This is a genomic window from Pleionea sediminis (assembly GCF_007570825.1).
Classification (GTDB): Bacteria; Pseudomonadota; Gammaproteobacteria; order Enterobacterales; family Kangiellaceae; genus Pleionea; species Pleionea sediminis.
Genome location: NZ_SUNB01000001.1, coordinates 2,103,494 through 2,126,301 on the forward strand (window position 1 = coordinate 2,103,494; position 22,808 = coordinate 2,126,301).

21 protein-coding genes are annotated in these 22,808 nt (G+C 41.1%); 13 read left to right on the forward strand and 8 right to left on the reverse strand.

What is annotated here, in order from left to right; translation table 11 throughout:
- Positions 1 to 18 precede the first annotated feature (18 nt).
- On the forward strand, positions 19 to 804 hold the full coding sequence (gene tcdA / locus FAX86_RS08620; protein ID WP_144392920.1) for a tRNA cyclic N6-threonylcarbamoyladenosine(37) synthase TcdA: 786 nt from the start codon (positions 19 to 21) through the stop codon (positions 802 to 804).
- Here tcdA and FAX86_RS08625 read toward each other — a convergent pair.
- Together FAX86_RS08625 and FAX86_RS08630 are read right to left on the reverse strand one after the other, a co-directional pair.
- Complete coding sequence (locus tag FAX86_RS08625; RefSeq protein ID WP_144392921.1) at positions 801 to 1,001, reverse strand: DUF6316 family protein; 201 nt, start codon at positions 999 to 1,001, stop codon at positions 801 to 803. The genes tcdA and FAX86_RS08625 overlap by 4 nt on opposite strands.
- 156 nt (positions 1,002 to 1,157) lie before the next feature.
- Positions 1,158 to 1,355 (reverse strand): DUF6316 family protein, encoded by a 198-nt coding sequence (locus tag FAX86_RS08630; protein ID WP_144392922.1) that lies wholly within the window; start codon positions 1,353 to 1,355, stop codon positions 1,158 to 1,160.
- 123 nt (positions 1,356 to 1,478) lie between these two features.
- On the opposite strand from FAX86_RS08630, the gene recG reads away from it, so the two are divergent.
- The 3 genes from recG to FAX86_RS08645 all read left to right on the forward strand — a co-directional run bounded on the left by recG (position 1,479) and on the right by FAX86_RS08645 (position 5,448).
- Positions 1,479 to 3,557, forward strand: a complete 2,079-nt coding sequence (gene recG / locus FAX86_RS08635) for an ATP-dependent DNA helicase RecG (protein WP_144392923.1) — start codon at positions 1,479 to 1,481, stop codon at positions 3,555 to 3,557.
- A 99-nt stretch (positions 3,558 to 3,656) separates the two neighbouring features.
- Entirely contained in the window at positions 3,657 to 4,916 is a 1,260-nt protein-coding gene (locus FAX86_RS08640) for an ATP-binding protein (protein ID WP_144392924.1), read from the forward strand.
- Positions 4,909 to 5,448 carry a response regulator transcription factor gene (locus FAX86_RS08645; protein WP_144392925.1) on the forward strand — a complete coding sequence of 180 codons (540 nt, stop codon included), beginning with the start codon at positions 4,909 to 4,911 and terminating at the stop codon, positions 5,446 to 5,448. Before FAX86_RS08640 ends, FAX86_RS08645 begins: the two co-directional genes overlap by 8 nt.
- A gap of 49 nt (positions 5,449 to 5,497) precedes the next feature.
- Here the strand turns inward: FAX86_RS08645 and FAX86_RS08650 are convergent, their stop codons facing one another.
- Positions 5,498 to 7,558, reverse strand: a complete 2,061-nt coding sequence (locus FAX86_RS08650) for a TonB-dependent receptor plug domain-containing protein (RefSeq protein WP_144392926.1) — start codon at positions 7,556 to 7,558, stop codon at positions 5,498 to 5,500.
- A gap of 240 nt (positions 7,559 to 7,798) precedes the next feature.
- Between FAX86_RS08650 and FAX86_RS08655 the strand changes: the two genes are divergently transcribed.
- Together FAX86_RS08655 and FAX86_RS08660 are read left to right on the forward strand one after the other, a co-directional pair.
- Positions 7,799 to 8,779: a malate dehydrogenase gene (locus tag FAX86_RS08655; RefSeq protein ID WP_144392927.1), complete on the forward strand. Its 981-nt coding sequence runs from the start codon at positions 7,799 to 7,801 to the stop codon at positions 8,777 to 8,779.
- Between the two features lie 266 nt (positions 8,780 to 9,045).
- A complete protein-coding gene (locus FAX86_RS08660; RefSeq protein WP_144392928.1) occupies positions 9,046 to 9,447 on the forward strand; it encodes a YccF domain-containing protein in 402 nt (133 codons plus the stop codon).
- Here FAX86_RS08660 and FAX86_RS08665 read toward each other — a convergent pair.
- On the reverse strand, positions 9,440 to 10,801 hold the full coding sequence (locus tag FAX86_RS08665; RefSeq protein WP_144392929.1) for a hypothetical protein: 1,362 nt from the start codon (positions 10,799 to 10,801) through the stop codon (positions 9,440 to 9,442). The genes FAX86_RS08660 and FAX86_RS08665 overlap by 8 nt on opposite strands.
- Positions 10,802 to 10,970: 169 nt before the next feature.
- Between FAX86_RS08665 and FAX86_RS08670 the strand changes: the two genes are divergently transcribed.
- From FAX86_RS08670 to glpE, 4 genes are read left to right on the forward strand one after another with little or no spacing between them, the layout of a single operon-like run.
- Positions 10,971 to 12,164, forward strand: coding sequence for a glycine C-acetyltransferase (locus FAX86_RS08670; protein ID WP_144392930.1), 1,194 nt, complete (start codon positions 10,971 to 10,973; stop codon positions 12,162 to 12,164).
- A 25-nt stretch (positions 12,165 to 12,189) separates the two neighbouring features.
- Entirely contained in the window at positions 12,190 to 13,221 is a 1,032-nt protein-coding gene (tdh, locus tag FAX86_RS08675; protein WP_144392931.1) for an L-threonine 3-dehydrogenase, read from the forward strand.
- Positions 13,218 to 13,706: a GNAT family N-acetyltransferase gene (locus FAX86_RS08680; RefSeq protein ID WP_144392932.1), complete on the forward strand. Its 489-nt coding sequence runs from the start codon at positions 13,218 to 13,220 to the stop codon at positions 13,704 to 13,706. Before tdh ends, FAX86_RS08680 begins: the two co-directional genes overlap by 4 nt.
- A gap of 47 nt (positions 13,707 to 13,753) precedes the next feature.
- Positions 13,754 to 14,062: a thiosulfate sulfurtransferase GlpE gene (gene glpE / locus FAX86_RS08685; RefSeq protein ID WP_144392933.1), complete on the forward strand. Its 309-nt coding sequence runs from the start codon at positions 13,754 to 13,756 to the stop codon at positions 14,060 to 14,062.
- Positions 14,063 to 14,080: 18 nt separating this feature from the next.
- Here glpE and FAX86_RS08690 read toward each other — a convergent pair whose 3' ends face one another.
- Complete coding sequence (locus FAX86_RS08690; RefSeq protein ID WP_164503514.1) at positions 14,081 to 14,533, reverse strand: flagellar basal body-associated FliL family protein; 453 nt, start codon at positions 14,531 to 14,533, stop codon at positions 14,081 to 14,083.
- 109 nt (positions 14,534 to 14,642) lie between these two features.
- Between FAX86_RS08690 and FAX86_RS08695 the strand changes: the two genes are divergently transcribed.
- A complete protein-coding gene (locus FAX86_RS08695) occupies positions 14,643 to 15,182 on the forward strand; it encodes a chorismate--pyruvate lyase family protein (RefSeq protein WP_144392935.1) in 540 nt (179 codons plus the stop codon).
- Positions 15,169 to 16,146: a 4-hydroxybenzoate octaprenyltransferase gene (gene ubiA / locus FAX86_RS08700; protein ID WP_246128529.1), complete on the forward strand. Its 978-nt coding sequence runs from the start codon at positions 15,169 to 15,171 to the stop codon at positions 16,144 to 16,146. The genes FAX86_RS08695 and ubiA overlap by 14 nt, the downstream gene beginning before the upstream one ends.
- Before the next feature lie 15 nt (positions 16,147 to 16,161).
- On the opposite strand, the gene plsB is transcribed toward ubiA, so the two are convergent.
- Genes plsB through FAX86_RS08715 form a run of 3 tightly spaced genes read right to left on the reverse strand, consistent with a single transcriptional unit; the run spans position 16,162 to position 21,437 of the window.
- Positions 16,162 to 18,633, reverse strand: a complete 2,472-nt coding sequence (gene plsB / locus FAX86_RS08705) for a glycerol-3-phosphate 1-O-acyltransferase PlsB (RefSeq protein ID WP_144392936.1) — start codon at positions 18,631 to 18,633, stop codon at positions 16,162 to 16,164.
- Positions 18,634 to 18,648: 15 nt separating this feature from the next.
- Positions 18,649 to 19,881: a pyridoxal-dependent decarboxylase, exosortase A system-associated gene (locus tag FAX86_RS08710; protein ID WP_144392937.1), complete on the reverse strand. Its 1,233-nt coding sequence runs from the start codon at positions 19,879 to 19,881 to the stop codon at positions 18,649 to 18,651.
- Complete coding sequence (locus FAX86_RS08715; RefSeq protein WP_144392938.1) at positions 19,878 to 21,437, reverse strand: acyl-CoA ligase (AMP-forming), exosortase A system-associated; 1,560 nt, start codon at positions 21,435 to 21,437, stop codon at positions 19,878 to 19,880. Before FAX86_RS08715 ends, FAX86_RS08710 begins: the two co-directional genes overlap by 4 nt.
- A 96-nt stretch (positions 21,438 to 21,533) precedes the next feature.
- On the opposite strand from FAX86_RS08715, the gene FAX86_RS08720 reads away from it, so the two are divergent.
- On the forward strand, positions 21,534 to 22,784 hold the full coding sequence (locus tag FAX86_RS08720; protein ID WP_205859133.1) for a VanZ family protein: 1,251 nt from the start codon (positions 21,534 to 21,536) through the stop codon (positions 22,782 to 22,784).
- Positions 22,785 to 22,808: the final 24 nt, after the last annotated feature.

A 22,808-nucleotide genomic window follows, 5' to 3' on the forward strand; every position in this document is an offset into this window, starting at 1 on the left:
CATAAAAACAGAGCAATTATGAGTGATTTTGATTTTCGCTTTGGTGGATTGAAGCGATTGTACGGTAATAAAGCGGTCGATGGTTTTCGACAGGCGCATGTTTGTGTGATTGGTATTGGTGGAGTTGGCAGTTGGGTGGCCGAATCATTAGCGCGTTCAGCTATTGGCAAAATCACGTTAATTGATTTGGATGATATTTGTACTTCAAACATCAACCGCCAAATTCATGCGCTGGATCCTACCGTTGGCAAGATGAAAGTCTCTGTTATGAAAGAGCGCATCTTGCAAATTAATCCTGAGTGCGAAGTGATTTGTATTGAAGATTTTATTACTAAGGATAATTTAGAGCAGTATATTTTTACTGACATGGATTTTGTCGTAGATGCCATAGACAGTGTAAAAGCAAAGGCTGCGGTTATTGCTTTTTGTAAACGGAATAAAATACCGATAATTACTGTCGGTGGAGCCGGTGGCCAACAAGATCCGACTCAAGTGAAAGTTAGTGATTTGAATCGCACCAAGCATGACCCTCTAGCAGCAAAGGTTCGCTCTGACTTACGTCGCTTTTATAATTTTTCTCGCAATCCGAAAAGGCGCTACTCGGTAGATTGTGTTTATTCGGAAGAACAACAGGTCTATCCAAAACCTGATGGTACTGTTTGTCAATCGAAATCCTTTAACGAAGGTTCAACGCGACTGGATTGTGCCAGTGGATTTGGCGCAACAACTGTTGTAACTGCAACATTCGGGTTTGTCGCAACGGCAAGAGTTTTAGAAAAGTTGAAACGTAAGTTTGAAAATTAGCGCGCTCGTAGACTAGAAAAAAGATCTTTATTTAAGTCGCGTATGTAAGTGCTAAGTTCTTGTTCTGCGTCTTTTTGATTGTCGAACGGACCTTGCTGGGTGTTTTCTCTTGTCACGAAATACCAGCCGTCTTCGGTATGAATGAAACGTTCGCAGCGGAACCAGGTTTTCTTCAACTCGCCAGATCGTACCTTCATGGTAGTGCTCTCCATTTAATGAGCTTTAAGCACTATTTTACGCGAGTTTTATTAGCTCGTTATGGTATTTACGATTAAAAAAGAAATGGCTTAGTCGTTGCAGGAACAACGACCAAGGGGATGATCAACCGTTTTGCAAAAATAACTTAGTAAAATTTAAGCCGTTTGTTGTCGGTATATCGGATTGGTGATTTTACGAATGTATAGCATGAGTTCATTTTCAGCTTCGTTTTGTGATCGGAAAGGACCTTCCTGGGTGCACTCTCTGGTTAAAAAGAACCAGCCTTCAGCGGTATGAAAGTAACGATCGCCTCTAAACCAAGTCTTTTTTATTTCACCGGACCGATTTAACATTTTTTTCTCCAAAATCTCGACGTGATATTTATAGTGTAGGTGAGATTTTGAAGTTCATTATGGTAAATGGTCGCAAAAGAACGGTATTCTTATAATGAGAAATAATTTGGTAAATCATTCGGAATGAATTTTAAAGATTATGACATCGGTGAGTTAAAAGGCGTTGGTCCAGCCATGCGAGAAAAGCTGGCTCGATTGGGGCTTGAATCATGGCAAGATGTTTTATTTCATTTACCGCATCGCTACGAAGATCGCACGCGCGTCGTTCGAATCGGAGACTTAGTGCCTGGAGAGTCGGGATTAGTCCTAGGTACTGTTGAGCACTGCGAAATTACCTTTGGCAAACGTCGAGCGTTAGTCTGTCGAATTAGCGATGGCAGCGGATTTCTGGATCTTAGGTTTTTCTATTTTTCTAAAGCGCAAAAAGATAAGTTAGCTCGAGGTCGACAAATACTTTGCTATGGAGATATCAGTAGTGGCCGAAGCTACCATTCGATGATTCACCCTGAAGTAAAGTATGTTAGTGCACACCAACCTGTTCCCGTTGATGATCGGCTTACCCCTATTTATCCGGTAACGGAAGGTGTTAAACAATTTACACTACGAAAGTTAACCGACCAGGTTTTGGCAAAACTAAAGCGGGGACAACTAAAAGAGTTGTTGCCTGAATCGATCAAGAGCCAACATCAAATGGCTGATCTCGCTGATGCATTGTTTTTTGTTCATCGTCCACCACCGGGCGTCGATCTCAATCAGATGTATTCGGGGCAGCATCCGGCTAAACAGAGGCTCGCTCTTGAAGAGTTATTTGCTTATAACCTGAGCATGCTTAAATTGCGTAGCAAGATTGTGCGTGAGCCGGCGCAACCATTAGAGCCTTCGGTCGATTTAACGCGCCAATTGTTAGAAACCTTGCCGTTCGAACTAACTGGAGCACAGCAAAAAGTAATTGGCGAGATTCAAGAAGATTTAAAAGAGCCGCACCCAATGTTGCGTCTGGTGCAAGGCGATGTGGGATCGGGAAAAACATTGGTGGCGGCGATGGCCGCTTTGCAAGCCATTGAGCAGGGCTATCAGGTAGCCTTGATGGCGCCAACAGAAATTTTGGCAGAACAACACTGGAATAACTTTTCGGGTTGGTTTGAAAAGCTGAATATTCAATGTGGCTTTCTAGTCAGTAAATTAAAAGCCGCTGAGAAACGCCAAATGTTAGAGCAAATTGCTTCCGGTGATGCACAAATGGTAATTGGAACTCACGCACTTTTCCAAGACGGAGTGAATTTTCATAATTTGGTACTCGTGATTGTCGATGAACAACATCGTTTTGGTGTTCATCAAAGGATGGCATTAAAAGAAAAAAGTAAAAGCACCGGCTTTGCACCGCATCAGTTGATTATGACTGCAACACCCATTCCGAGAACTCTGGCTATGACGGCCTATGCAGATTTGGATACATCTATAATTGATGAGCTTCCTCCCGGTAGAAAGCCAGTGCAAACTGTCGTGTTACCCGACTCACGACGTGAACAAGTCGTTCAGCGAGTGGCCGATGTTTGTCGCACACAAGGCGTTCAAGCGTATTGGGTGTGCACGTTAATTGAAGAGTCAGAAGAATTACAGTGTCAGGCAGCGGAAGAATCCGCTCGTCAGTTGCAAGAGGCGATTCCTGACATCCGCGTTGGTCTGGTTCATGGCAAAATGAAACCCTTTGATAAGCAAGCGGTGATGGACGATTTTAAAGCCGGAAACATAGATTTGCTTGTTGCCACAACGGTTATTGAAGTTGGCGTTGATGTGCCTAATGCCAGTTTGATGGTGATCGAAAATCCAGAACGTTTAGGACTTGCTCAATTGCATCAATTACGCGGTCGAGTTGGGCGGGGACATTTAGAGAGTCACTGTGTTTTATTATATCACCCACCTCTCTCACAAAATGGGCAAACGCGTTTAGAAACGATGCGTGCTACGAATGACGGATTTAAAATAGCTGAAAAAGATTTAGAGATTCGCGGTCCAGGAGAAGTACTGGGCACACGTCAAACCGGATTGATTCAATTCAAAATAGCGGATGTTATTCGCGACAGAATGTTACTGCCAGATATTTCCAAGGCTGCAAAGGTCTTGTATAAAGAGGATCCTGTTATGAGTGACGAGTTAATTGAGCGTTGGTTAGGCCGGCGAGAAGTTTATGGACAGGTTTAATCGTATTAAAGAGAAATTTTGATTTTCTGTTTGGATTGAGAATCAATGGATAAAACTAAAGATAAGTAAAGCGTAAGTCGTACTAAACAAGACGTAATCATGGAAACATCAATCAGTTCCCCATCATACACCCAACTACAGCTTCAAAAGTTAGTCACTGTTCGTTGGCTATACATTGCGGTTCAATTGTTCGCGATAATCATAGGATTTGTTTATTTTGAATACCGACCTTCATTGCTTGGTTTAATACCACTCATAATTGTTGAGTGTATCTTTAATTTAATTACTCAAAAGTCCATTAATCGAACAACAAAAGCTTCCAGCTATTTTATTTGGCTTCAGCTCATTTTCGATTTAATCATAATCGCATTGCTACTCTATTTTACCGGAGGCGCAACCAATGCTTTTGTATCGCTATTGCTTTTGCCTGTAACGTTAGCGGCTTTATTGTGCTCGTTAAAAAGAGCTTGGGTAACCGCTCTTCTTGCGATTGTTCTTTATACTTTACTGATGTTTTATTATCAGCCATTAGTGATGAACTCTAGTCATCATCACGTTGAAAATTCTCAACAAATGGAGCTGCATTTTTGGGGGATGTGGATCACTTTTTCTATTTCAACAGGAATTTTAGTTTACTTTGTTAATCTACTTAGTCGAAATTTAGCGTTTCAGTTTGAAAAAATAAATATAATGAAAGAGCAGCAGTTGCGAGACGAACATTTAATTGCGTTGGCTACTCAATCCGCTAGGGCTGTACACGATTTGTCGACTCCATTGAATACGATGCAACTAGCAACGGAAGAGTTAAGAGACAGTGCCGTCGATAGTGAGCTGCTTGACTGCATCGAAAATCAACTGTTGTCATGTAAAAATACACTACAAAAGATTAGAAGTAACCATGCTGAACCAGCAGAGAAAAGAGTGAAAGTGACTAAGTTGAAAGAGCAACTTCAGCAGCAATGGTTGCTGCAGTATCCTGATTTTAATTTGGATGTTGTCGCAAAAGCTGTAGAAGGAAGATATATCTCAGGAGACTCTAGTTTGCTACCTGCATTGATTAATTTTATTCATAATGCTTCACGTGAATGCCAATCTTTCGATATTAGTTCATTGTCGGTCATAATTGAAGTTGTTGAAAATGAATTGAGAATTCATTTTGAAAACCCAATGTCAAAAACTTCAGAAGATATTATTAGCCAACTAGGGATTGCTCCTTTAGAAAGTACTCAAGGATTAGGAATAGGATTTTTTCTGGCTAACAGTAGTATTGAGAGGTTAGGAGGCAAGGTGGTTTTGTTTAAGAAGGACAGTAAGGTTATTACTAATGTTAGCTTACCTTTGGTATTGAACGATGCTTGACTCAGAAACTTGGCTAGTTATTGATGATGACCATGCATTTTCTGACATGTTGGCCAAGCGACTCCAGCAATTTGTAAAATATGTATTTGTTGAGTCCGATGCCTTTGGTGCTCGGCAGTTATTGAATCGCGAGAAAATATCAAAAGTTGTGCTCGATTTGAAATTGTCGAATGAGTCTGGACTTGATGTCTTGGAAGATATTTTAATCATTCAACCCTCTTGTCGAGTTTTAGTTTTGACCGGGTATGCGAGCATTTCTACAGCGGTCTTGGCAATTAAAAAAGGAGCTTATAATTATTTGCCAAAGCCAGCGAGTTCGCGGCAAATAATCGAGGCGTTAGGTGATGATATTTCGCAGACATTGGTTACAGAAGATAGATTGACAACCGAAGAGCTAGAGTGGGAGCATATTCAGAAAGTTTTGAATGATCACGATGGGAATATCTCTGCAACGGCCCGAGCGCTCGATATGCACCGTCGAACTTTACAGCGAAAGTTAGCGAAAAAAAGAGTGATAAAAAAAGCCCCTTAAAATTAAGAGGCAAATGGTTGCTGATGTGTTTATTCTTTATTGAAAAGTGCTAGAGGTTGATAGATACAGATATGAAAAGATTTCTTTCTGGCTCCGGAATTTTCTCTCCTGCTGCGACAACGTTCATCATCGTTCGATTTACCCCTGAAGTATGGTGAGTGTAGGTTTCATTGAGTAGATTGTTGACTCCATACTTTATTGTTAAGACGTCGTTTAAATAGAAATCACCTGAAAAACTCAAAATTGAATACCCATTGGTCGATTGTTCTCCTAAAGATCGCGCAACTCTATTTTGTGAATTGTATGAAATAACTTCCATACTCATATTCCAATCACTTCCTAAGTAAGAGAGTTCAAGTTGAAGATTGTCTGGCATAATTCGGTAAAGTGGTTCATCAATATCGTCTCTGGTACCTCTTACTATCGAAAGAGTACTACCGAGTTGCCAATTTTGACTCCACTTCCAATTGATAGTTGTATCAAATCCATAAATTTTTCCATCAACATTCGAAAACCGAAAGACCTGATCGGCATTCATCATTGTTGCAATCATATTTAAAGCTGTATTTGTTTCTGGTGAACCTTGAATGTAATCGTGTAACTTATGGTAATAGATTTGTGGAGAGATGCTAAAGTCGTAAGATTGCCAAGTGAAACCGAAATCCAATTGAGTAGCGACTTCCATATCCAGGTTTAAATCACCGACATAAACATTGCCGTCGGCAAGTCCTCCTGTTGCTTGCATTGGAATCCAAAGATAGAGCTCTTGGTAAACAGGTGCTCGGCTTTTTTGTCCTAGTCCAATGTACCAAGTCAGTTCACTGGATTGAGGAATGTAGTAATTTAATGCAAAGTCAATGTTAGAAAAGTTCTTACTTCTATCCGATGCATTAAATGTATTTCTAACATTTTGAATAGCCGGCATCATCATTGCCATGTGATGATCAACATCTCCAGTGTTTACATCTGTTGATTTATATCGAAAGCCTAACTGAACTGAGCTGTTGTTGAATGAAAGTTCCTTTGTTCCATCAATAAAAATACTCCAGTCGTCACGCTCTGAGCGATTAAAGTTTACAACGCGAAACATCGGGTTTGTCGGGTCGGTGACAATTGCTGAATGCCATTGGCTTTTGTATTCTGCGCCTATTTTTAATAGCCACTGTTGCCAAAGTTGTGAGTAATTTAGGTTAAGTTGATTTCCTTTGCTTTCGGCAGAGGTAGAGCGCTGCATTGTTGGCATTGGTGCTCGCAGGGAATAATTATCCATAACATGCTCACCCTCAGCTTCAGACAAGCTCATTGAGAATTCCTGGGTATTTCCTGCCCAGCTATAGCTGAAATCATTTTTATTATTTTCGATGAGAGTGATATCCATCGGTAATGCGGGCGTTCCTGCAAAATCGACGTCATGTGTTGTTGAGCCAATAGAGAATATATGGTTGTTGTGTTTAAATCCATAATTGATCAATGCAGCTTGTTTATCGAATTGAGTCCCATAAAATCGGCCAGCTGGCAATTCGTAGTCATCGCCTTCTTGAAGCGAAGACATACCTACAATTCGATGTGAATTATTCGACCAGCCTGCAATCAAAGATTGGTCTTTACTGTGACCGCTGGAAGAGTATCCCAGATCAATTTGTCCTTCGAAGTCTCCACTGGACGTTTCTTTGAAGTCAGGCTTATACAGCTGAATATTTATTGCACTTCCGATAGATTCCTGTGCGATAGATACAGGTGTTATTCCACGGTGTAATGTCATTTGCTCAATCCAATTTGGGATGGCAAAGCTCAAGGGAGCATCCATTAGATTTGGGCCGGAAGACAATGGCGTTAACCCATTAATTGAAACTTGGGTTCTTTGTCCAATATGACCGCGGTATTGAGGGAGACTGGTTAGTCTTCCATTCATATTGATATCAGCGCCTGGTAGAGCAGAAATTGCTTTTCCGATATCTGGATTTGCCGGATCAGCAGAACGCTCAACGTAAAGTTTATCGTTTTTTTCTTCTTTCCCCTCGACGACCAACGTTTGTTCATTGGTTTCTGAGTGTAGTGATTGACTTTGCAGTAATAAAAAAGCCGCAATGAGTTGTAGAATTAATTTCAATTTAATCCCCAAAAGTTTTTTTGCGGATCTTATCAGTAGTGGTATTTGAGATGCTCGGGTGCGACGATATGTCGCAGTTCTTTATTATTGACTCATTAAAATATTTTGATAACGTCAAAGCGGCAGAATCGAGGTTACAATTATGCTAGAATTCGCGCCGGAAATGTTATGAATTCACAGGCCTTTGCCGCTAGCGCAAGCCGATCAAGAAATAATTAATAAATTCAAGAGGATACCAGGATGAAACAACCTGTTCGAGTCGCTGTGACTGGTGCTGCTGGTCAAATTGGCTACGCTTTATTGTTCCGCATTGCTTCTGGAGCAATGTTAGGTAATGACCAACCTGTCATTTTGCAGTTGCTAGATATCACTCCCGCTATGGATGCGCTTGAAGGCGTGAAAATGGAATTGGACGATTGTGCTTTTCCATTGTTGAAAGACGTGGTTTGTACTGACGATCCAAATGTTGGTTTTAAAGATGCTGATTATGCGTTACTTGTTGGCGCTCGTCCTCGTGGGCCCGGCATGGAGCGAAAAGATTTACTTGAAGCGAATGCTGCGATCTTCTCGACTCAAGGCAAAGCGTTAAACGATAACGCTAGCAAAAATGTAAAAGTTTTAGTGGTTGGTAACCCTGCTAACACAAATGCACTGATTGCTCAGCGCAATGCACCTGATTTAGATCCTCGTAATTTCACTGCGATGACGCGTCTTGACCAAAACAGAGCGTTAACGCAATTAGCACAAAAAACTGGCGTTGAAGTTACTGAAGTTTCACAAATGACTATTTGGGGTAATCACTCGGCTACTCAATACCCAGATTTATACAATGCGAAAGTTTCTGGTGAGTCGGCAATTGATAAAGTCGATCAAGAGTGGTTTGAAAACGACTTTATCCCAACGGTTCAGCAACGTGGTGCGGCTATTATTAAAGCTCGAGGCGCTTCTTCTGCTGCTTCTGCAGCGAATGCCGCGATTGACCACATGCGTGACTGGGCGTTAGGTTCAAAAGATGGCGACCACGTAAGCATGGGCGTTTATTCTGATGGTTCTTACGGAATCGATGAAGGTTTAATTTTCTCTTTCCCATGCGTTTGTAAAAATGGCGATTGGGAAATCGTTCAAGGCCAGGATTTGAATGACTTTAGCAAAGAGAAGTTACAAGCCACAGAGCAAGAGTTAAAAGAAGAGCGAGACGCAGTAAAGCATCTTCTACCTTAATCTCGAGATTGTTTTCGAAATAGAGTTCTTTCGAAATGGAAAGGGAGCTGAATAAGCTCCCTTTTTTATTGGTCGATTCCACGATTAACTGTTTAGAAATCCTAAGTCTATTGAAGCCATTGAAGCTAACTAATTGATACTATTGACTTTATTCTTTGGCAGTAATCTTGCAGTAGTCTTGCAATAGTTATCTCGAAGTATTATTGAGATAGTTAAATAGTGTTATCTAATTTTAAGTTTGAAACTGTGAGTTTGAAGGAGAGCCAATGAGTTTGTTGTTTAACCTGTTATGGATTATTTTGGGCGGATTTTTTGTTTCTTTAGGGTACTTAATGGGTGGAATTGCACTGTGTTTTTCCATTATTGGAATCCCCTGGGGCATTCAATGTTTTAAACTGGCAGTGTTTTCATTATTTCCTTTTGGTAGTGACACTCGCATGCGTGATTATCACGAAACAAACAGTACTCTAAATTTAATTGCAAATATTATCTGGTTAGTCTTTGGCGGTATTTTTGTGGTGTTTTCGCATTTATTCTGGGGAGTTGTTTTGTGTCTTTCAATAATAGGAATCCCGTTTGGTATCCAACATTTTAAGATGGTTCGATTAGGATTTACGCCTTTTGGTCGGGAGATTATCGAGCTTGATGCAATCGGAAGAACTAACTGATACTGCCAACCAACTCTTTGATTTGAGCTTCAATGCCACCGCGCTTTTGGTTCAACTCTTTGCGTTTGTTTTTTGCACCACTGGTTTTGTCGGATTGATCTAACCCCGATATTTCTTTATCCAATCGATAAAGCTCGTCGGCAAAGGTACAAAGTTTGTTGACGAGTTCATTATCAGCGCTTTCGACGTATTTATTGTGAAGCGCGCCCAATAAAATATCCCTTAATTTAACATTTTCTTTGGTTTCTTCTTGCGCGACTTTTGATTGCCTTAAGTCTGAATTCAGTTGTTTTTCACGTGACTGCAAAATCGCAACTCGGGTTGATTGATCTTGAAATTTTCGTGTCATAGCGAGGAAGTTGCCAATTATTTCTTTTCCGCCATCGAGTTCTTGTGCTAACTCGTCAAGGGTAACTTTCGATTCATCTAGCAGTCGGCTGTAACGTTTGTTATTGGCTAGAATTGCGTCACGATCGATGGTTTCTCCTTCTTCATAGTTTGCTCGATTACTCTCTACAACACCTAAATGCTCATCGACGGCTTCTTTGATATCGGCAGATTGCTTCAATGCGTTTTCAAAATGCTCCATTAAATTCATACCCATTTCATAAGCGCGACGAATTTCTTTGACGTCATCTTCCATTTGTTGATTACCAGTAGAGCTGGTGATTCCAGAGAGTTCACCGAAGGCATCCATACTGTTATTGAGTTCTTCGACCAAAGCGTTGAGTTGGTCTTCGTCCATGCCGTCATCAATGATGTCTGATAGTCGCAAAGCCAAAGAACGAATGGTTTGCTTGCTTCGCTGAAGAGTTACCAGTAAATCGTCGTAGAGCTTTTTGTAATATTCGGACTCGCTGTCTGCACTATCTGTTGGCACTGATGACTCTGCGGGTTGAGTTGATGGTGAGCTATTTGCTTTTAGGACTTTGAGAGGCTCCGTTAAGTTGTCGATCCAGGCATCGAGAGTGAAACTGTCGTTGTCTTCAAGCCGGAGATCGAGTTCGGTTTTTATCAACAGTCGACGTAGCGCGAGTGATAACTCTTCTTGTGAAACTTGTTCATCTAATTTGCTGATGTCGTTTTCGGCAAAGTCTTCTTCGTATTTTTGCTCTGTTTCACTTAGGGCCTGTTGAAGTATTTTTATGGGATTGCTTTTGGTGGCAGAGGGAGCTTGCGCATCCAAAGACTTTATTCGGCGGTTCATACGGGCGTATTCACGCCGCATTCGCATGCCTTTTTTCCGGGCTTTTCGCAACTCTCTGAAAGTGAACCATAGCCCGATGAATAATATCAGGATTATCAGTCCAGCAAGCTGCAGGCCCACAATGTAAGGTAGGTTGGCTTCGTTCATTAAAAATTCTAAAAACTCTAGAGTTCTCAATTGATTATAGTCGAATTTTAAAATTGCACCTGAAGGAGAAAAATGGGCGATATCAAGAGGTAGAACCTTTAGAAGCGCTGAGATTTCTATCCGTTATGTTACAATCGGCGCCACAGAAAATAAGACCGAGTTGGAACCTATGAAACAAGACTTTTTCAAGCAATTAGCGAAGCAAATTGACGAGCTGCACGCGGAAGGGCTGTATAAAGATGAACGAGTGATTGACTCGCAGCAGCAAGCTGATATTCATGTTACCAGTGGCGAAAGTGTTCTTAACTTTTGTGCCAACAATTACCTTGGCTTGGCAAATCATCCTGACTTAATTGAAGCGGGTAAAGCTGGTCTTGATAAATGGGGTTACGGAATGGCCTCTGTGCGCTTCATTTGCGGGACTCAAGCGGTACATAAAGAGCTTGAAGAGCGGATAAGTAAGTTTCTGGGGATGGAAGACACGATTTTGTATTCATCTTGTTTTGATGCTAATGGTGGTCTCTTTGAAACTCTTTTGGGTCCAGAAGACGCAGTCATTTCAGATGCATTGAACCACGCATCGATTATTGACGGTGTTCGTTTGTGTAAAGCCAAGCGTTATCGTTACAACAATAACGATATGAAAGATTTGGAAGAAAAACTTAAGCAAGCTGAGTTGGATGGTGCGCGACATAAATTAATTGCGACTGATGGCGTTTTCTCTATGGATGGTTATATTGCTAATTTAAAAGCTGTCTGTGATCTGGCCGATAAATATGGTGCCATGGTAATGGTAGATGACTCTCACGCAGTTGGATTTATTGGGGATAAAGGGCGTGGCACTCACGAATATTGTGATGTTATGGATCGGGTCGATATTATTACTGGTACTCTTGGTAAGGCTTTGGGTGGCGCTTCTGGAGGGTACACATCGGGTAAAAAAGAAATTGTTGAGTGGTTGCGTCAGCGTTCTCGACCTTACCTGTTTTCAAACACTCTTGCTCCGGTGATCGCCCAGGCTTCGATAAAAGTGCTCGACATGCTAGAGAGCGGTGATGAATTAAGACAAAAGTTGCGCGATAACGCGACTTATTTCCGTGAAAAAATGACGGCATTGGGATTTGAATTGTTGCCCGGTGAGCATCCAATTATTCCTGTAATGGTAGGCGATGCTGCTTTGGCAAAGAAATTCGCAGACATGATGCTAGCAGAGGGCATTTATGTGGTTGGTTTTTCGTTCCCCGTTGTGCCGAAAGGACAAGCTCGAATACGAACGCAAATGTCGGCGGCTCATGACCGATCACATATTGATCGCGCTATAGCTGCTTTCGAGAAAGTTGGCAAAGAATTATCTATCATTTAGTACGACGCAGTAAGAGACGCTTTATATGAAAACCTTAACGAAAGCCAAAGCCGAAAAAGGGATTTGGATGGTTGACCAACCGAAACCTGAGGTCGGTCATAATGATGTATTAATTAAGATTCGAAAAACGGCCATTTGCGGAACCGATATGCACATTTTCAGTTGGGACGAATGGTCGCAAAATACCATTCCGGTTCCCATGGTTGTGGGGCACGAATTTATCGGCGAAATTGCAGAAGTAGGACAAGAAGTTAAGGGTTTTAAAGTTGGAGATCGAGTTTCTGGTGAAGGCCACATTACTTGTGGTCATTGCCGAAATTGTCGTGCGGGTCGGCGTCATTTGTGTCGCAACACATTTGGTGTCGGTGTTAATCGGCCGGGTGCTTTTGCTGAATACTTAGTCATTCCCGCGGACAATGCGTTTAAAATTCCTGATGATATTAGCGACGAGCTCGCGTCCATTTTCGATCCATTTGGTAATGCGGTCCATACAGCTTTATCGTTTGATTTGGTGGGTGAAGATGTGTTGATTACTGGCGCAGGCCCAATTGGGATTATGGCGGCAGCAGTTTGCAAACATGTCGGAGCGCGGCATGTTGTCATTACCGATGTGAATGAATATCGGTTGGATCTTGCTCTTAAAATGGGAGCCAGTCGAGCAGTCAATGTATCAAAACAAAATCTGAACGATGTGATGAATGAATTGGGCATGACGGAAGGTTTTGATGTTGGACTTGAAATGTCGGGCGTTCCTTCGGCTTTCCAACAAATGCTCGATACGATGAATCATGGTGGAAAAATTGCAATGCTGGGTATTCCTCCGGGTGAAATGGGAATTGATTGGAATCAGGTTATTTTCAAAGGACTGGTCATTAAGGGGATTTATGGCAGAGAGATGTATGAAACCTGGTATAAGATGGTCAGTATGTTGCAATCTGGATTGGATATTTCACCGATTATTACTCACCAATTTAATATTGATGATTTTGAAAAAGGATTTGAAATAATGGGTTCGGGTCAGTCAGGAAAAGTCGTATTAGATTGGACGGCGAAATGAGCGAGCAATTAACTGGAGAAATAGACTGGCAATGGAAGCCCTATCATGAATTGAGTATGGAAGAAGCGGTAGCAATTTTTAAGTTACGCCAAGATGTATTTATTGTTGAGCAAGACTGTCCATTTCATGATATCGATGGTGAGGATGACGAAGCTATCCATTTAATGGGATGGCATAATGGTAAGTTGGTTGCTACGTTGCGTTGGTTCCCTGCTTATTCTAAATACGGCAATCGTTGTGCGATAGGCCGTATTTGTACTGATCCTTCGGTACGACGATTTGGTGTTGGTCGTGAACTAATGAAAGTGGCATTACAGCGAGTGGACACCGAATTTCCCGATAAAGAAATAAAAATAGGCGCTCAGCTTTACTTAAAAGTGTTTTACGAAAGATTTGGTTTTAAGCAATCCTCAGATGTGTATGACGAAGATGGGATTGATCACATTCATATGATCCGACCGGCATCAAATGTTGCCAGTGCTTAAATAAATATCATATTGATTGGGTTGAGTAGTTAATAACAAGGTGTGTCATGTTTAAACGTATTTCAATTGTTGAAGCGAAAGCTTTAATCGATCAGCAAGAGGCTAATGTCGCTGATATTCGAGATCCCCAGTCATTTAATAACGGTCACATTCCAAAGTCGGTGCATTTAACAAACGACAATATTGAGCACTTTGTTCAATCTTCCGAAAAGGAAAAACCACTAATTGTGGTGTGTTATCACGGAAATTCGAGCCAACCTGCAGCACAGTACCTGGCTGAGCAAGGATTTGCTGATGTTTACAGTATGGATGGTGGGTTCGAAGCTTGGAAATTGCAATTCGATTTTACTCAGTAAACATTTTGTCCAGGTAAGTTACTGGTAAATAAATTTCGTAAAAAGGACGTTTTCGACAATTTCTGAGCCAGTTTCTTCTTTGAGTACTTCTGACAGTTTAACTTTTACAATTTCTCGAATTTCATCCCGTCGATCAAGGCTTTTAACAAGCTCTTCATCCAGACCATTGATGACGTTGATTAATGTATGTTCAACCAGTGGTTTATGATATTCAAGAAGGTCCAGGTTTTCGATGGAGTTGACCTGAAACTGAACATCGATAGTGATAAACCCAAGTTTACGTGAGGGTGGCTTCTGATAATTAGTGATGATATTTGGGTCTAAATCGTAATAATGGACTTCAGGTGGCGGGCCCTGGTCCGCTGCTTTCTCTTCTGCTGCGGGATCCTCTGCAGCAGGTTCTTCGGCCGCAAATGAACTCATAATAGCGAAAAGTGAGCAAACACTAATCAGGCGAATGACAGTACCCATTTTAAAGATATCCTGTGACTCCATTGTCGTGTATACAGAAAAGTATAGACGCTGCTCAGATCATCGCAATACTGTGATGTGAGTTAATTCTCGACTTGAGTTTGGGGAAATGTGGCGTTTCAGGATACAATTTGGCGGTCAATGTTTAAGAGGTGTGGAAGGCTTGAAAGCAGGAACTGGACAAGATTGGCTCACTTTTAGAGGTTCGCTCACAGAAAAAATGGAGCAAGTTAGTGGCTCGCCAATGTCGGTTAAAATACTAAATCAGGGAATGCTGCCTATTTATTCAGAAGAGCGAGCGTTTCTTAATCTGTCTGAAAGACAATGGGGCTGGGTCCGCGAGGTTGAACTGTCGTTTGATGGTGTGCCCTGGGTTTTGGCGCGTACTGTTATTCCGCAAAAATCATTGGTAAAAAATATTCGACGTATTACTTTGTTGAGAGATAAGCCGTTGGGTCCACTATTATTTCATCGCTTAAATGCTCAGCGCTGTGAAATTGACTTTGAACGGGTGAATAGTACAAGTTGGACACATCATATCGCTCAAAATTTGCTATGGTGTAGAAGGTCGACCTTTTTAATTCAGCAAAAAATATTATTACTCCGAGAATTATTTTTACCGAGTCATCCCGTTTATGGAAATGAATGAAAAGAAAGCTGATAATTTTAAAATAGTAACCCAGAAAGTCTATCGATCGGCGCCCTGGCTCTTCGTAACGGCGAAAGATGTTTTCTATCGAATAGTTCCGGAACCATGGGCAACGCGTTTGGTGTGCTATGGTTTGCTGATGCGAATTGATAAGCCTATTGGTACGCTGTTGTTAATGTGGCCGACACTATGGGCTTTGTGGTTGGCTAATGAAGGCCCACCAGATTTACACATTTTAGTTGTTTTTCTTTTAGGTACTTTTTTGATGCGATCGGCAGGATGCGTCATTAATGATTTTGCCGACAGAGACTTTGATGGCAGTGTTGCTAGAACCAAACATCGGCCATTAGCTCAGAGAAAGGTATCGCCTTTTCAAGCCATGATTTTATTTTGCGTGCTTGCTTTAAGTGCGTTGGCTCTGGTGCTGACCTTAAATGTTTACACCATTGCTTTATCTTTTGGTGCTATTTTTATTGCTTCGGCTTATCCCTTTATGAAGCGTTACACCTATTTTCCACAAGTCGTACTAGGTGCTGCATTTGCCTGGTCAATTCCAATGGCTTTTGCGGCTTCGACCAACTCAATTACGGTGGAAGCCTGGTTATTGTACGTTTCAACTTTGATGTGGGTTTTGGCTTATGACACTTTTTATGGGATGGTCGATCGGAAAGACGATTTGAAAATTGGCATTAAGTCGACAGCGATTTTATTTGGTGATGCAGACCTTGCTATTATCAGCGTGATTCAGGGCTTTTTTATGTTTGGCATGTTGCTGCTGGGTGCACGGTATGACATGGCATCGCCTTATTATATGAGTTGGTTTGTCGCAGCTGGCTTTATTGCCTATCAAGTATGGATTGCGCGAAAAAGAAAGCCCGAAAAATGTTTTAAAGCATTTTTAAATAATAATTATGTCGGGCTAGTTCTCTTTTTAGGTATTGCTATTAACTACGCGTACTTTTAGGTAACAAACTTACCGTTATGCACTTCCCTCGCGCCAGCGAGCAATAGCCCACCGTGCTGTTTTAAGCATGCTTTCCTGTGTTGAGTGACTAAGCATTGACATAATGAGGTGCTGCAAATCAGGAATGCTGCCGTGAATGATTAAGTCACCATCGCTGCCATTTTCGATGAACTTATTTCTCCTTAAAGTCCCAACAATTTGTTGAAATAAAGATTTATCAAAGGATTCTGGCGCATAAATGTTGTAAAGAGCCGAAATTCGTTGAGCGAGTTTTTGACTTTGATTTTCGAGCTGACTACGACTGATCGCACTTTGCCCTGCGTGTGTGGCAAGTAGTGTTAGAGTAATACCGTATCTTTCGAGAGTTTCTTTTAGGGTATCGGCCAGTAAGATGAGTTGAGAATATTCATCACTGTTTATATTTGGACGTAATATTTCATCTTCAGAAATTGTAAGAAGCTTGTTATTACCAAACTCTTGAATATAGTGATTAATCACGTTCGATAGTTCTTCGTCCGAGTACTTAATAAATAGTTCTCGCTTTAATAAAGGATAAACGGCTTTACAATTAGCAATAAGTTCTGCTCTTTGAAGGCTCAGTCTTTGTCTAAAGCAACTAGCAATTAATGCCGGAATCGCGATTAAGTGCATGATGTTATTTCGGTAATAAGTCAATAGCACGGCGGCTTGTTCAGAAATTTGGCATAAATTACCTAGTGGATTATTGAACTCTTGCACGGCACCAAGACTTTTGGCTTCCTCGACAACAGACGCAGCATTGTCATTTGAAATGTACATATCACCGCAGTTAGGTGTGCTTTTTAATAGTGAAATGTACCACTCAATTTGATTAATTAATTCTCGCTTACCCAGAGTTCGGCGTTGAGTTGAAAGTAGGACTAAACTGGTCAGATTAACGCTATTAACAATGGCACTTTGATTAATGTGTGTCATGCATTGCTCACCCAGTGCTAGTACTTTCTCACTGAGCCAGGTGGGTCTTTCATCGGGGTTTGAAGCTTTCCAATCGTCGACATTGGAGTCTAACCACTGTTCCAAATTGATTGGTTCTGCAAAGTTGACGTAAACTTTTCCATATCTTTGCTTTAATTGGTTTCGGACTTTTAGTAATTGTCCCATAGACTCCTTTTTCTTTTTTCCTCCTTGCATTTCTTTTATATAGCTTTTTCCTTCCATCATTCGCTCATAACCTATGTAGACGGGAACAATCATGATGGGTTTACGACAGCCTTTCATAAAGTTTTGTACCATCATACCCATCATTCCCGTTTTAGGTTGTAGCAATCGTCCTGTTCGGCTTCGGCCACCTTCAGGGAAAAACTCGACGGGAATGCCTTTGTCCATTAAGTGATGAAAATAAGCGTTAAATACCGCGGTATATAATCTATTTCCGCTAAAACTGCGTCGAATAAAAAAAGCTCCTGCGCGACGCAAAATGCCACCAATTGGCCAAAAGTTTAAATTAATTCCAGCTGCGATGTGAGGTGTCATTAAACCTTCGTAGTAAAGGACATAAGAGAGTAGTAGGTAATCAATATGGCTTCGATGGCAGGGCACATAAACAATTTCATGGTCATTAGCGAGTTCACGAACTCGCTCAGCATTGAATACTTTTATACCGCCATACATTTTGTTCCAAACCCAGGATAAAATGCTACTCATAAATCGAATGGTTTTGTACGAGTAATTTGCAGCAATTTCATCTGCGTATTTCAGTGCATTTTTTCGTGCTTTTTCATAAGAGATGTTTTTCTTTTTTTGTTCGCGTTTAATAGATTCTATTACAGTATCATTTGCTAACAGACTGGTGATCACTTGTTTTCGGTTAGCAACGAGTGGGCCCATTGCTGCAATCCACTGACGATGAAAGTAAACACGCAGAGTTCGCGTAATTTTTCGAGCTTTATGTTCTAAGTTGGAGTGTTGGTCGAGTAAATTTAGTTTTAATGGTTTTCCAAAACGCATAAAACTATTGCGACCCTGGAACAACAAAATTAGTAGCTTTCTTAGTGGAGTTGCACTTTCTGTATCAGTTAATAACAAACGCAATAAAGATTTTTCGCGACCGGGGTTGCGTCCCCAATAGATTGAAACAGGTAAAATTTGAGGATGATCCTGATTGTGTTCATGCTGTTTTAATAAAGCTTGTAGTCGGTCAAAATATTTTTTTATGGTTGATGGTCGACGACCAAAAATCTGTTTATGCTGAATAAAAAATACAGCGCCATTGGGGATATCATCTTGAGTAGAGTTTATGTATTTGGGCTCTGGCAATCCCAGTTTTTTACACTGCTGCTCGAGCATAATGAAGCTGCTGGTCGCACGTGTCCGCATGACATAGTAAACTGGTTTTTCCAGATCTATGTTAAGCGATTCTTTGGGTTGTTCTGGAATAGCCTTTATTCTTACTAACCAGTTAATCGGTAACTTGGCTAGACTAAAATACAAATGTCGTAATCCAAACATAGTTATTCTTCTTCGCTAAATTAAAACTTCAACGGGTGCAGGGTGACTGAGAAAATCTTTAGGGCTCGCGGTAAAACCGTAAGCGCCAGACTGATAAATCACAATGTAATCACCAATTGATATATTGGGTAATGGTAGTTTTTGTGCCAACAAGTCAAGTGGTGTGCATAAAGGCCCGACAACATTAATGGGCTGCACGTTGTCTTGACTCATTTTATTGGCAACATTAACGGGATAATTTTTTCTTATAACTTGTCCAAAATTTCCTGATGCGGCTAGATGATGGTGGAGACCTCCATCGACAATTGCATAAAGCTCGCCGCGTGACTCTTTAATGTCGGTTACTTGGCAAATAAAAACACCGGCTTCACCAACTAGAAAACGGCCTAATTCTAAAATAACCTCGGTTTTACCAAATTCGTTGCTGTATTCTTTGGTAAGACGTTTAATATTTGCTGTAACGGGTTCAATGTCGAGATGCTTTTCTCCGGGGAAATAAGGTATTCCAAATCCTCCGCCAATATTCAGTGAAGGAACAGTGATATCACATTCTGTTTTTAGTTTTTTTGCCAGTTCAAAAATATTATTGTGGGCTTCAATAATGGCATCAGGATTTAAATTTTGAGAACCGGTGAAAATATGAAATCCATGAAAGTTGAACTTTGCCTTTTTGATTTCATCAACGAGTGCGGGAACGCGTTCTGCATCGACACCAAACTGTTGTGGTCCGCCTGCCATTTTCATACCTGACGTTTTTAGTTGAAAGTCAGGATTAACGCGAATCGCAACGCGCGGAATTATGTTGAGTTGTTTGCTGACCGTAACGACTCTATTAAATTCTATTTCTGACTCAATGTTAATCGTGACTCCAGAAGCCACAGCCATGGTTAATTCTTTCTCACTTTTTCCCGGACCTGCAAAACTGATCGTTGCCGGTAAGGCGCCGCTGTCTAATGCAACTCGCAATTCTTTTCCTGAAGCAACATCAAGTCCATCGACGAGAGGAGCCATGAGATCAACTACGGCTGGCATCGGATTAGCCTTTATCGCGTAGTGAATATTGGCTGCACCTGCGAGCGATTGACGAAGTTTATTGACTTGCTGTTGGATAACGGAGCGGTCATAGGCGTAAAAAGGGGTTTGACCGACTCTTTGCGCTATTTGAGTTACCGGAATTCCATTGATCAATAAGTCATCACCATCACTTTTAAATTGTGACATAGGGGCGTGTAAAAGTTTATTTTTCATTGTTGAAATCTTTGTTTGTGTTCTTCAACAAGTTTGGGTCTATCGATTTTACCATTAGCGTTCCTGGGTAACATCTCGTAAAGTTCGATGTGTTGAGGCTGCATAAAGTTAGGCAGTTTAGTTTTGCACTGTTTTAATATCGCATCTGTCGTGTTTGTCGTCGAATTGTTTAGTTGAATCGCCAACACAATAGCTTGTCCCAATTGGTGATGAGGCACTCCAATAGCTGCGACTTCTGCGACTTCCTCAAATTGATGGACTTCTTCTTCTATTTCCATCGGGCTGATGCGATAGCCGGAGCTTTTAATCATATCGTCTTGCCGGCCTATGAAGTAAAGATAGCCTTCTTCGTCCATTTTTACAGTATCACCAGACCAAACGGCCAATTCAGGATTTAATAGACCTTCCTGTCCTGGAAGTGGTCGATAGCGTTCTGCTGTTTTTTCCGGGTTATTCCAATAGCCGATACCGACATGGACGCCTCGATGAACCAATTCTCCGGGCTCATTTGGTTTGCAGAGTTCGCCCTTGGAATTAATGACGAGTATTTCTGCATTGGGAATGGCTTTTCCTATTGAGTTGGGGCGAACATCCAATTGACTTGGATGCAGATAAGTACTGCGAAAAGCTTCCGTTAAACCGTACATTAGATATGGCTGGGTATTGGGCAGTTTGGAACGTAACTTGTGCAGTGTGGTCTTTGGCATGGTGCCACCACTGTTGGTAATGTAACGTAAACTTTCAAGTGAGTCAGGCCATGGGAGTTCTGCCAGTTGAACCCATAAAGGTGGAACAGCAGCTAGTCCGGTTATTTGATATTTATCGATTGCTTTTATGACATCGCGGGGCAATAAATATTCCAGTAAAACAACGCTGGCACCGGTTAAAAAAGCGGTGGTTAATTGGCTCAGTCCGTAATCAAAACTTAACGGTAAAACGGACAAAATACGATCGTCGACGTGATTTTCAAGATACTGAGCAACACTGTATGCGCCAGCGACCATGTTTAAATGCGACAAGACAACGCCTTTCGGTTTTCCGGTACTTCCAGAAGTATAAAGTAGTGCGGCAATATCGCGATTGATACGTCGATGCGGCGGAAAAGTATCGACGTGAGAATCAAGTGACCAATAATGGCATTGAGCATCTTGCGGGCTCGGATCGTCAATTAAAATGATAGCTTTTAATGAAGTTGCGTCGTTTAAATGTTCTTTAATTTGTTGATATCTGTGGCGTGATGTCACTAAAAATTCTGAACTGGAGTCATTAATAATGTGCCCCACCTGTGGTCCTTTTAGTTGGGGATTTACTGGCACCATCACACCGCCGGCCAATTGAGCACCGAACAAAGCGACAGGGGTTTCAAATTGCTTGGGTAAATAAACGGCAACTCGACCACCAGAGCTGAGGCCATGGCCCAATAAGAATTGAGCAAAATGGTTTAAGGCGTCGGTGAGTTGTTGGTAATTCCAATGCTCGTCTTTATGGATTAGTGCGACGCGTCCAGGGTGACGTTTAGCGCTATTGAGAATTAACTCATGCAATAATTCACTCATACAGGGGTCACTATTTACGGTTGCTACTTAGTTTTCTAGTTTCGCCAAATTGAGGGTCGTTCGCGAAATTACTTCAGTTTGAGTTGTGGTAACTCATTGAAAAAACAGTTGTTAAACAATTTTAAGCAGGGCATAGTGTATCACGGGTTGCGAATTACGTCAGTAGTGAATGGATTAGAGCAGAATATGAGGCTGGTTTTATTTATTGTTTCCATTCTTATTGCTTATGGTTCGTTATTTCCGTTTCAATTTGTTATGACTGATTTTCAAGGAACGGATATTTTAAGTTGGTTGTTCACGTTTAATCAGCGAACCACTCGAGGCGATATTTTAGGTAACATTTTACTCTTTTTACCCTTGGGATTTTTTGGCGCGCTGGGCATTGCATCTTATGAGCGAACAAAAAGGCATTGGCTAACATTCCTATTGATAGGAGTGGGTGTTTTTTACGCAATTTTATTGCAGGCTTTGCAACTTTTTCTGCCCAGCCGAATTGCTTCATCTCTCGATGCTGTAGCTAATTTAATTGGTTTGCTATTGGGTATTGTTGTTGTGAAAATAATGGCGACTAAAAAAGTCAGCCAATGGTATTCGTCTGAGCAAGTATCGCTAAAAATATCTATTCCTGTCATGTTGTGCGCCTGTTGGCTTGGCTTTCACTGGTTTCCATTTATACCATCACTTACCTGGGCGCAAATAGAGTTTAGTCTGCGACCTCTTTATCACTGGCATTTATTGTCGCCTTTTTTATTGGCGGACAAATTTATCGCTTGGAGCCTGTTTTGGTTTTTTATAGATAAAGCATTTCCTTTCCCCATACTGAATCGATATCGATGGGGACTTTTGTTGTTAATTCTGTTTTTTCAGCTTGTGTTTGTACGAAACTTAATGGATTTAAATGTTTTATTCGCCGCCATTTTATCAATTATTTTTATTAATCAGGTTCGCCGCATTAGAATTGATTACTGTGTCGTCATTTTATTGGTTTGGCTATTTGCCCGTGGTTGGTATCCTTTTGCGTTAAGCGACAATGTGCAAGATTTTAACCTTACGCCGTTTAGCATCTTTTTAAGTGGTTCAATGTGGATGAACAGCTATTTATTGTTTGAAAACCTATTTTGCTATGGTGCTTTCTGTTATTTCTGTTTTATCTGGCTTCGAGATTGGGGGTGGGTGGCACTTATTTCATTTTTTTCTTTGCTTATCATTGAGTTTGGCCAAATGTGGTTTATTCATGATACGGCAGAATTAACCGATCCATTAATTATCTTGTTTCTCTCATATGGATTTTCTCAGTTAATATTGAGTCATCCGTCATCATCTAAGACAATTGTCACATCTGTGTAAAAAATAAGCACTACACTAAAGGCT

Coding starts and splice junctions, on each gene's coding strand:
- FAX86_RS08670 (WP_144392930.1), top strand. CDS start 10,971: ATGAAACAAGACTTTTTCAAGCAATTAGCGAAGCAAATTGACGAGCTG.
- FAX86_RS08665 (WP_144392929.1), bottom strand. CDS start 10,801: ATGAACGAAGCCAACCTACCTTACATTGTGGGCCTGCAGCTTGCTGGA.
- tdh (WP_144392931.1), top strand. CDS start 12,190: ATGAAAACCTTAACGAAAGCCAAAGCCGAAAAAGGGATTTGGATGGTT.
- FAX86_RS08640 (WP_144392924.1), top strand. CDS start 3,657: ATGGAAACATCAATCAGTTCCCCATCATACACCCAACTACAGCTTCAA.
- glpE (WP_144392933.1), top strand. CDS start 13,754: ATGTTTAAACGTATTTCAATTGTTGAAGCGAAAGCTTTAATCGATCAG.
- FAX86_RS08655 (WP_144392927.1), top strand. CDS start 7,799: ATGAAACAACCTGTTCGAGTCGCTGTGACTGGTGCTGCTGGTCAAATT.
- FAX86_RS08645 (WP_144392925.1), top strand. CDS start 4,909: ATGCTTGACTCAGAAACTTGGCTAGTTATTGATGATGACCATGCATTT.
- ubiA (WP_246128529.1), top strand. CDS start 15,169: ATGGAAATGAATGAAAAGAAAGCTGATAATTTTAAAATAGTAACCCAG.
- recG (WP_144392923.1), top strand. CDS start 1,479: ATGAATTTTAAAGATTATGACATCGGTGAGTTAAAAGGCGTTGGTCCA.
- tcdA (WP_144392920.1), top strand. CDS start 19: ATGAGTGATTTTGATTTTCGCTTTGGTGGATTGAAGCGATTGTACGGT.
- FAX86_RS08660 (WP_144392928.1), top strand. CDS start 9,046: ATGAGTTTGTTGTTTAACCTGTTATGGATTATTTTGGGCGGATTTTTT.
- FAX86_RS08625 (WP_144392921.1), bottom strand. CDS start 1,001: ATGAAGGTACGATCTGGCGAGTTGAAGAAAACCTGGTTCCGCTGCGAA.
- plsB (WP_144392936.1), bottom strand. CDS start 18,633: ATGTTTGGATTACGACATTTGTATTTTAGTCTAGCCAAGTTACCGATT.
- FAX86_RS08690 (WP_164503514.1), bottom strand. CDS start 14,533: ATGGGTACTGTCATTCGCCTGATTAGTGTTTGCTCACTTTTCGCTATT.
- FAX86_RS08715 (WP_144392938.1), bottom strand. CDS start 21,437: ATGAGTGAATTATTGCATGAGTTAATTCTCAATAGCGCTAAACGTCAC.
- FAX86_RS08695 (WP_144392935.1), top strand. CDS start 14,643: ATGTGGCGTTTCAGGATACAATTTGGCGGTCAATGTTTAAGAGGTGTG.
- FAX86_RS08710 (WP_144392937.1), bottom strand. CDS start 19,881: ATGAAAAATAAACTTTTACACGCCCCTATGTCACAATTTAAAAGTGAT.
- FAX86_RS08680 (WP_144392932.1), top strand. CDS start 13,218: ATGAGCGAGCAATTAACTGGAGAAATAGACTGGCAATGGAAGCCCTAT.
- FAX86_RS08630 (WP_144392922.1), bottom strand. CDS start 1,355: ATGTTAAATCGGTCCGGTGAAATAAAAAAGACTTGGTTTAGAGGCGAT.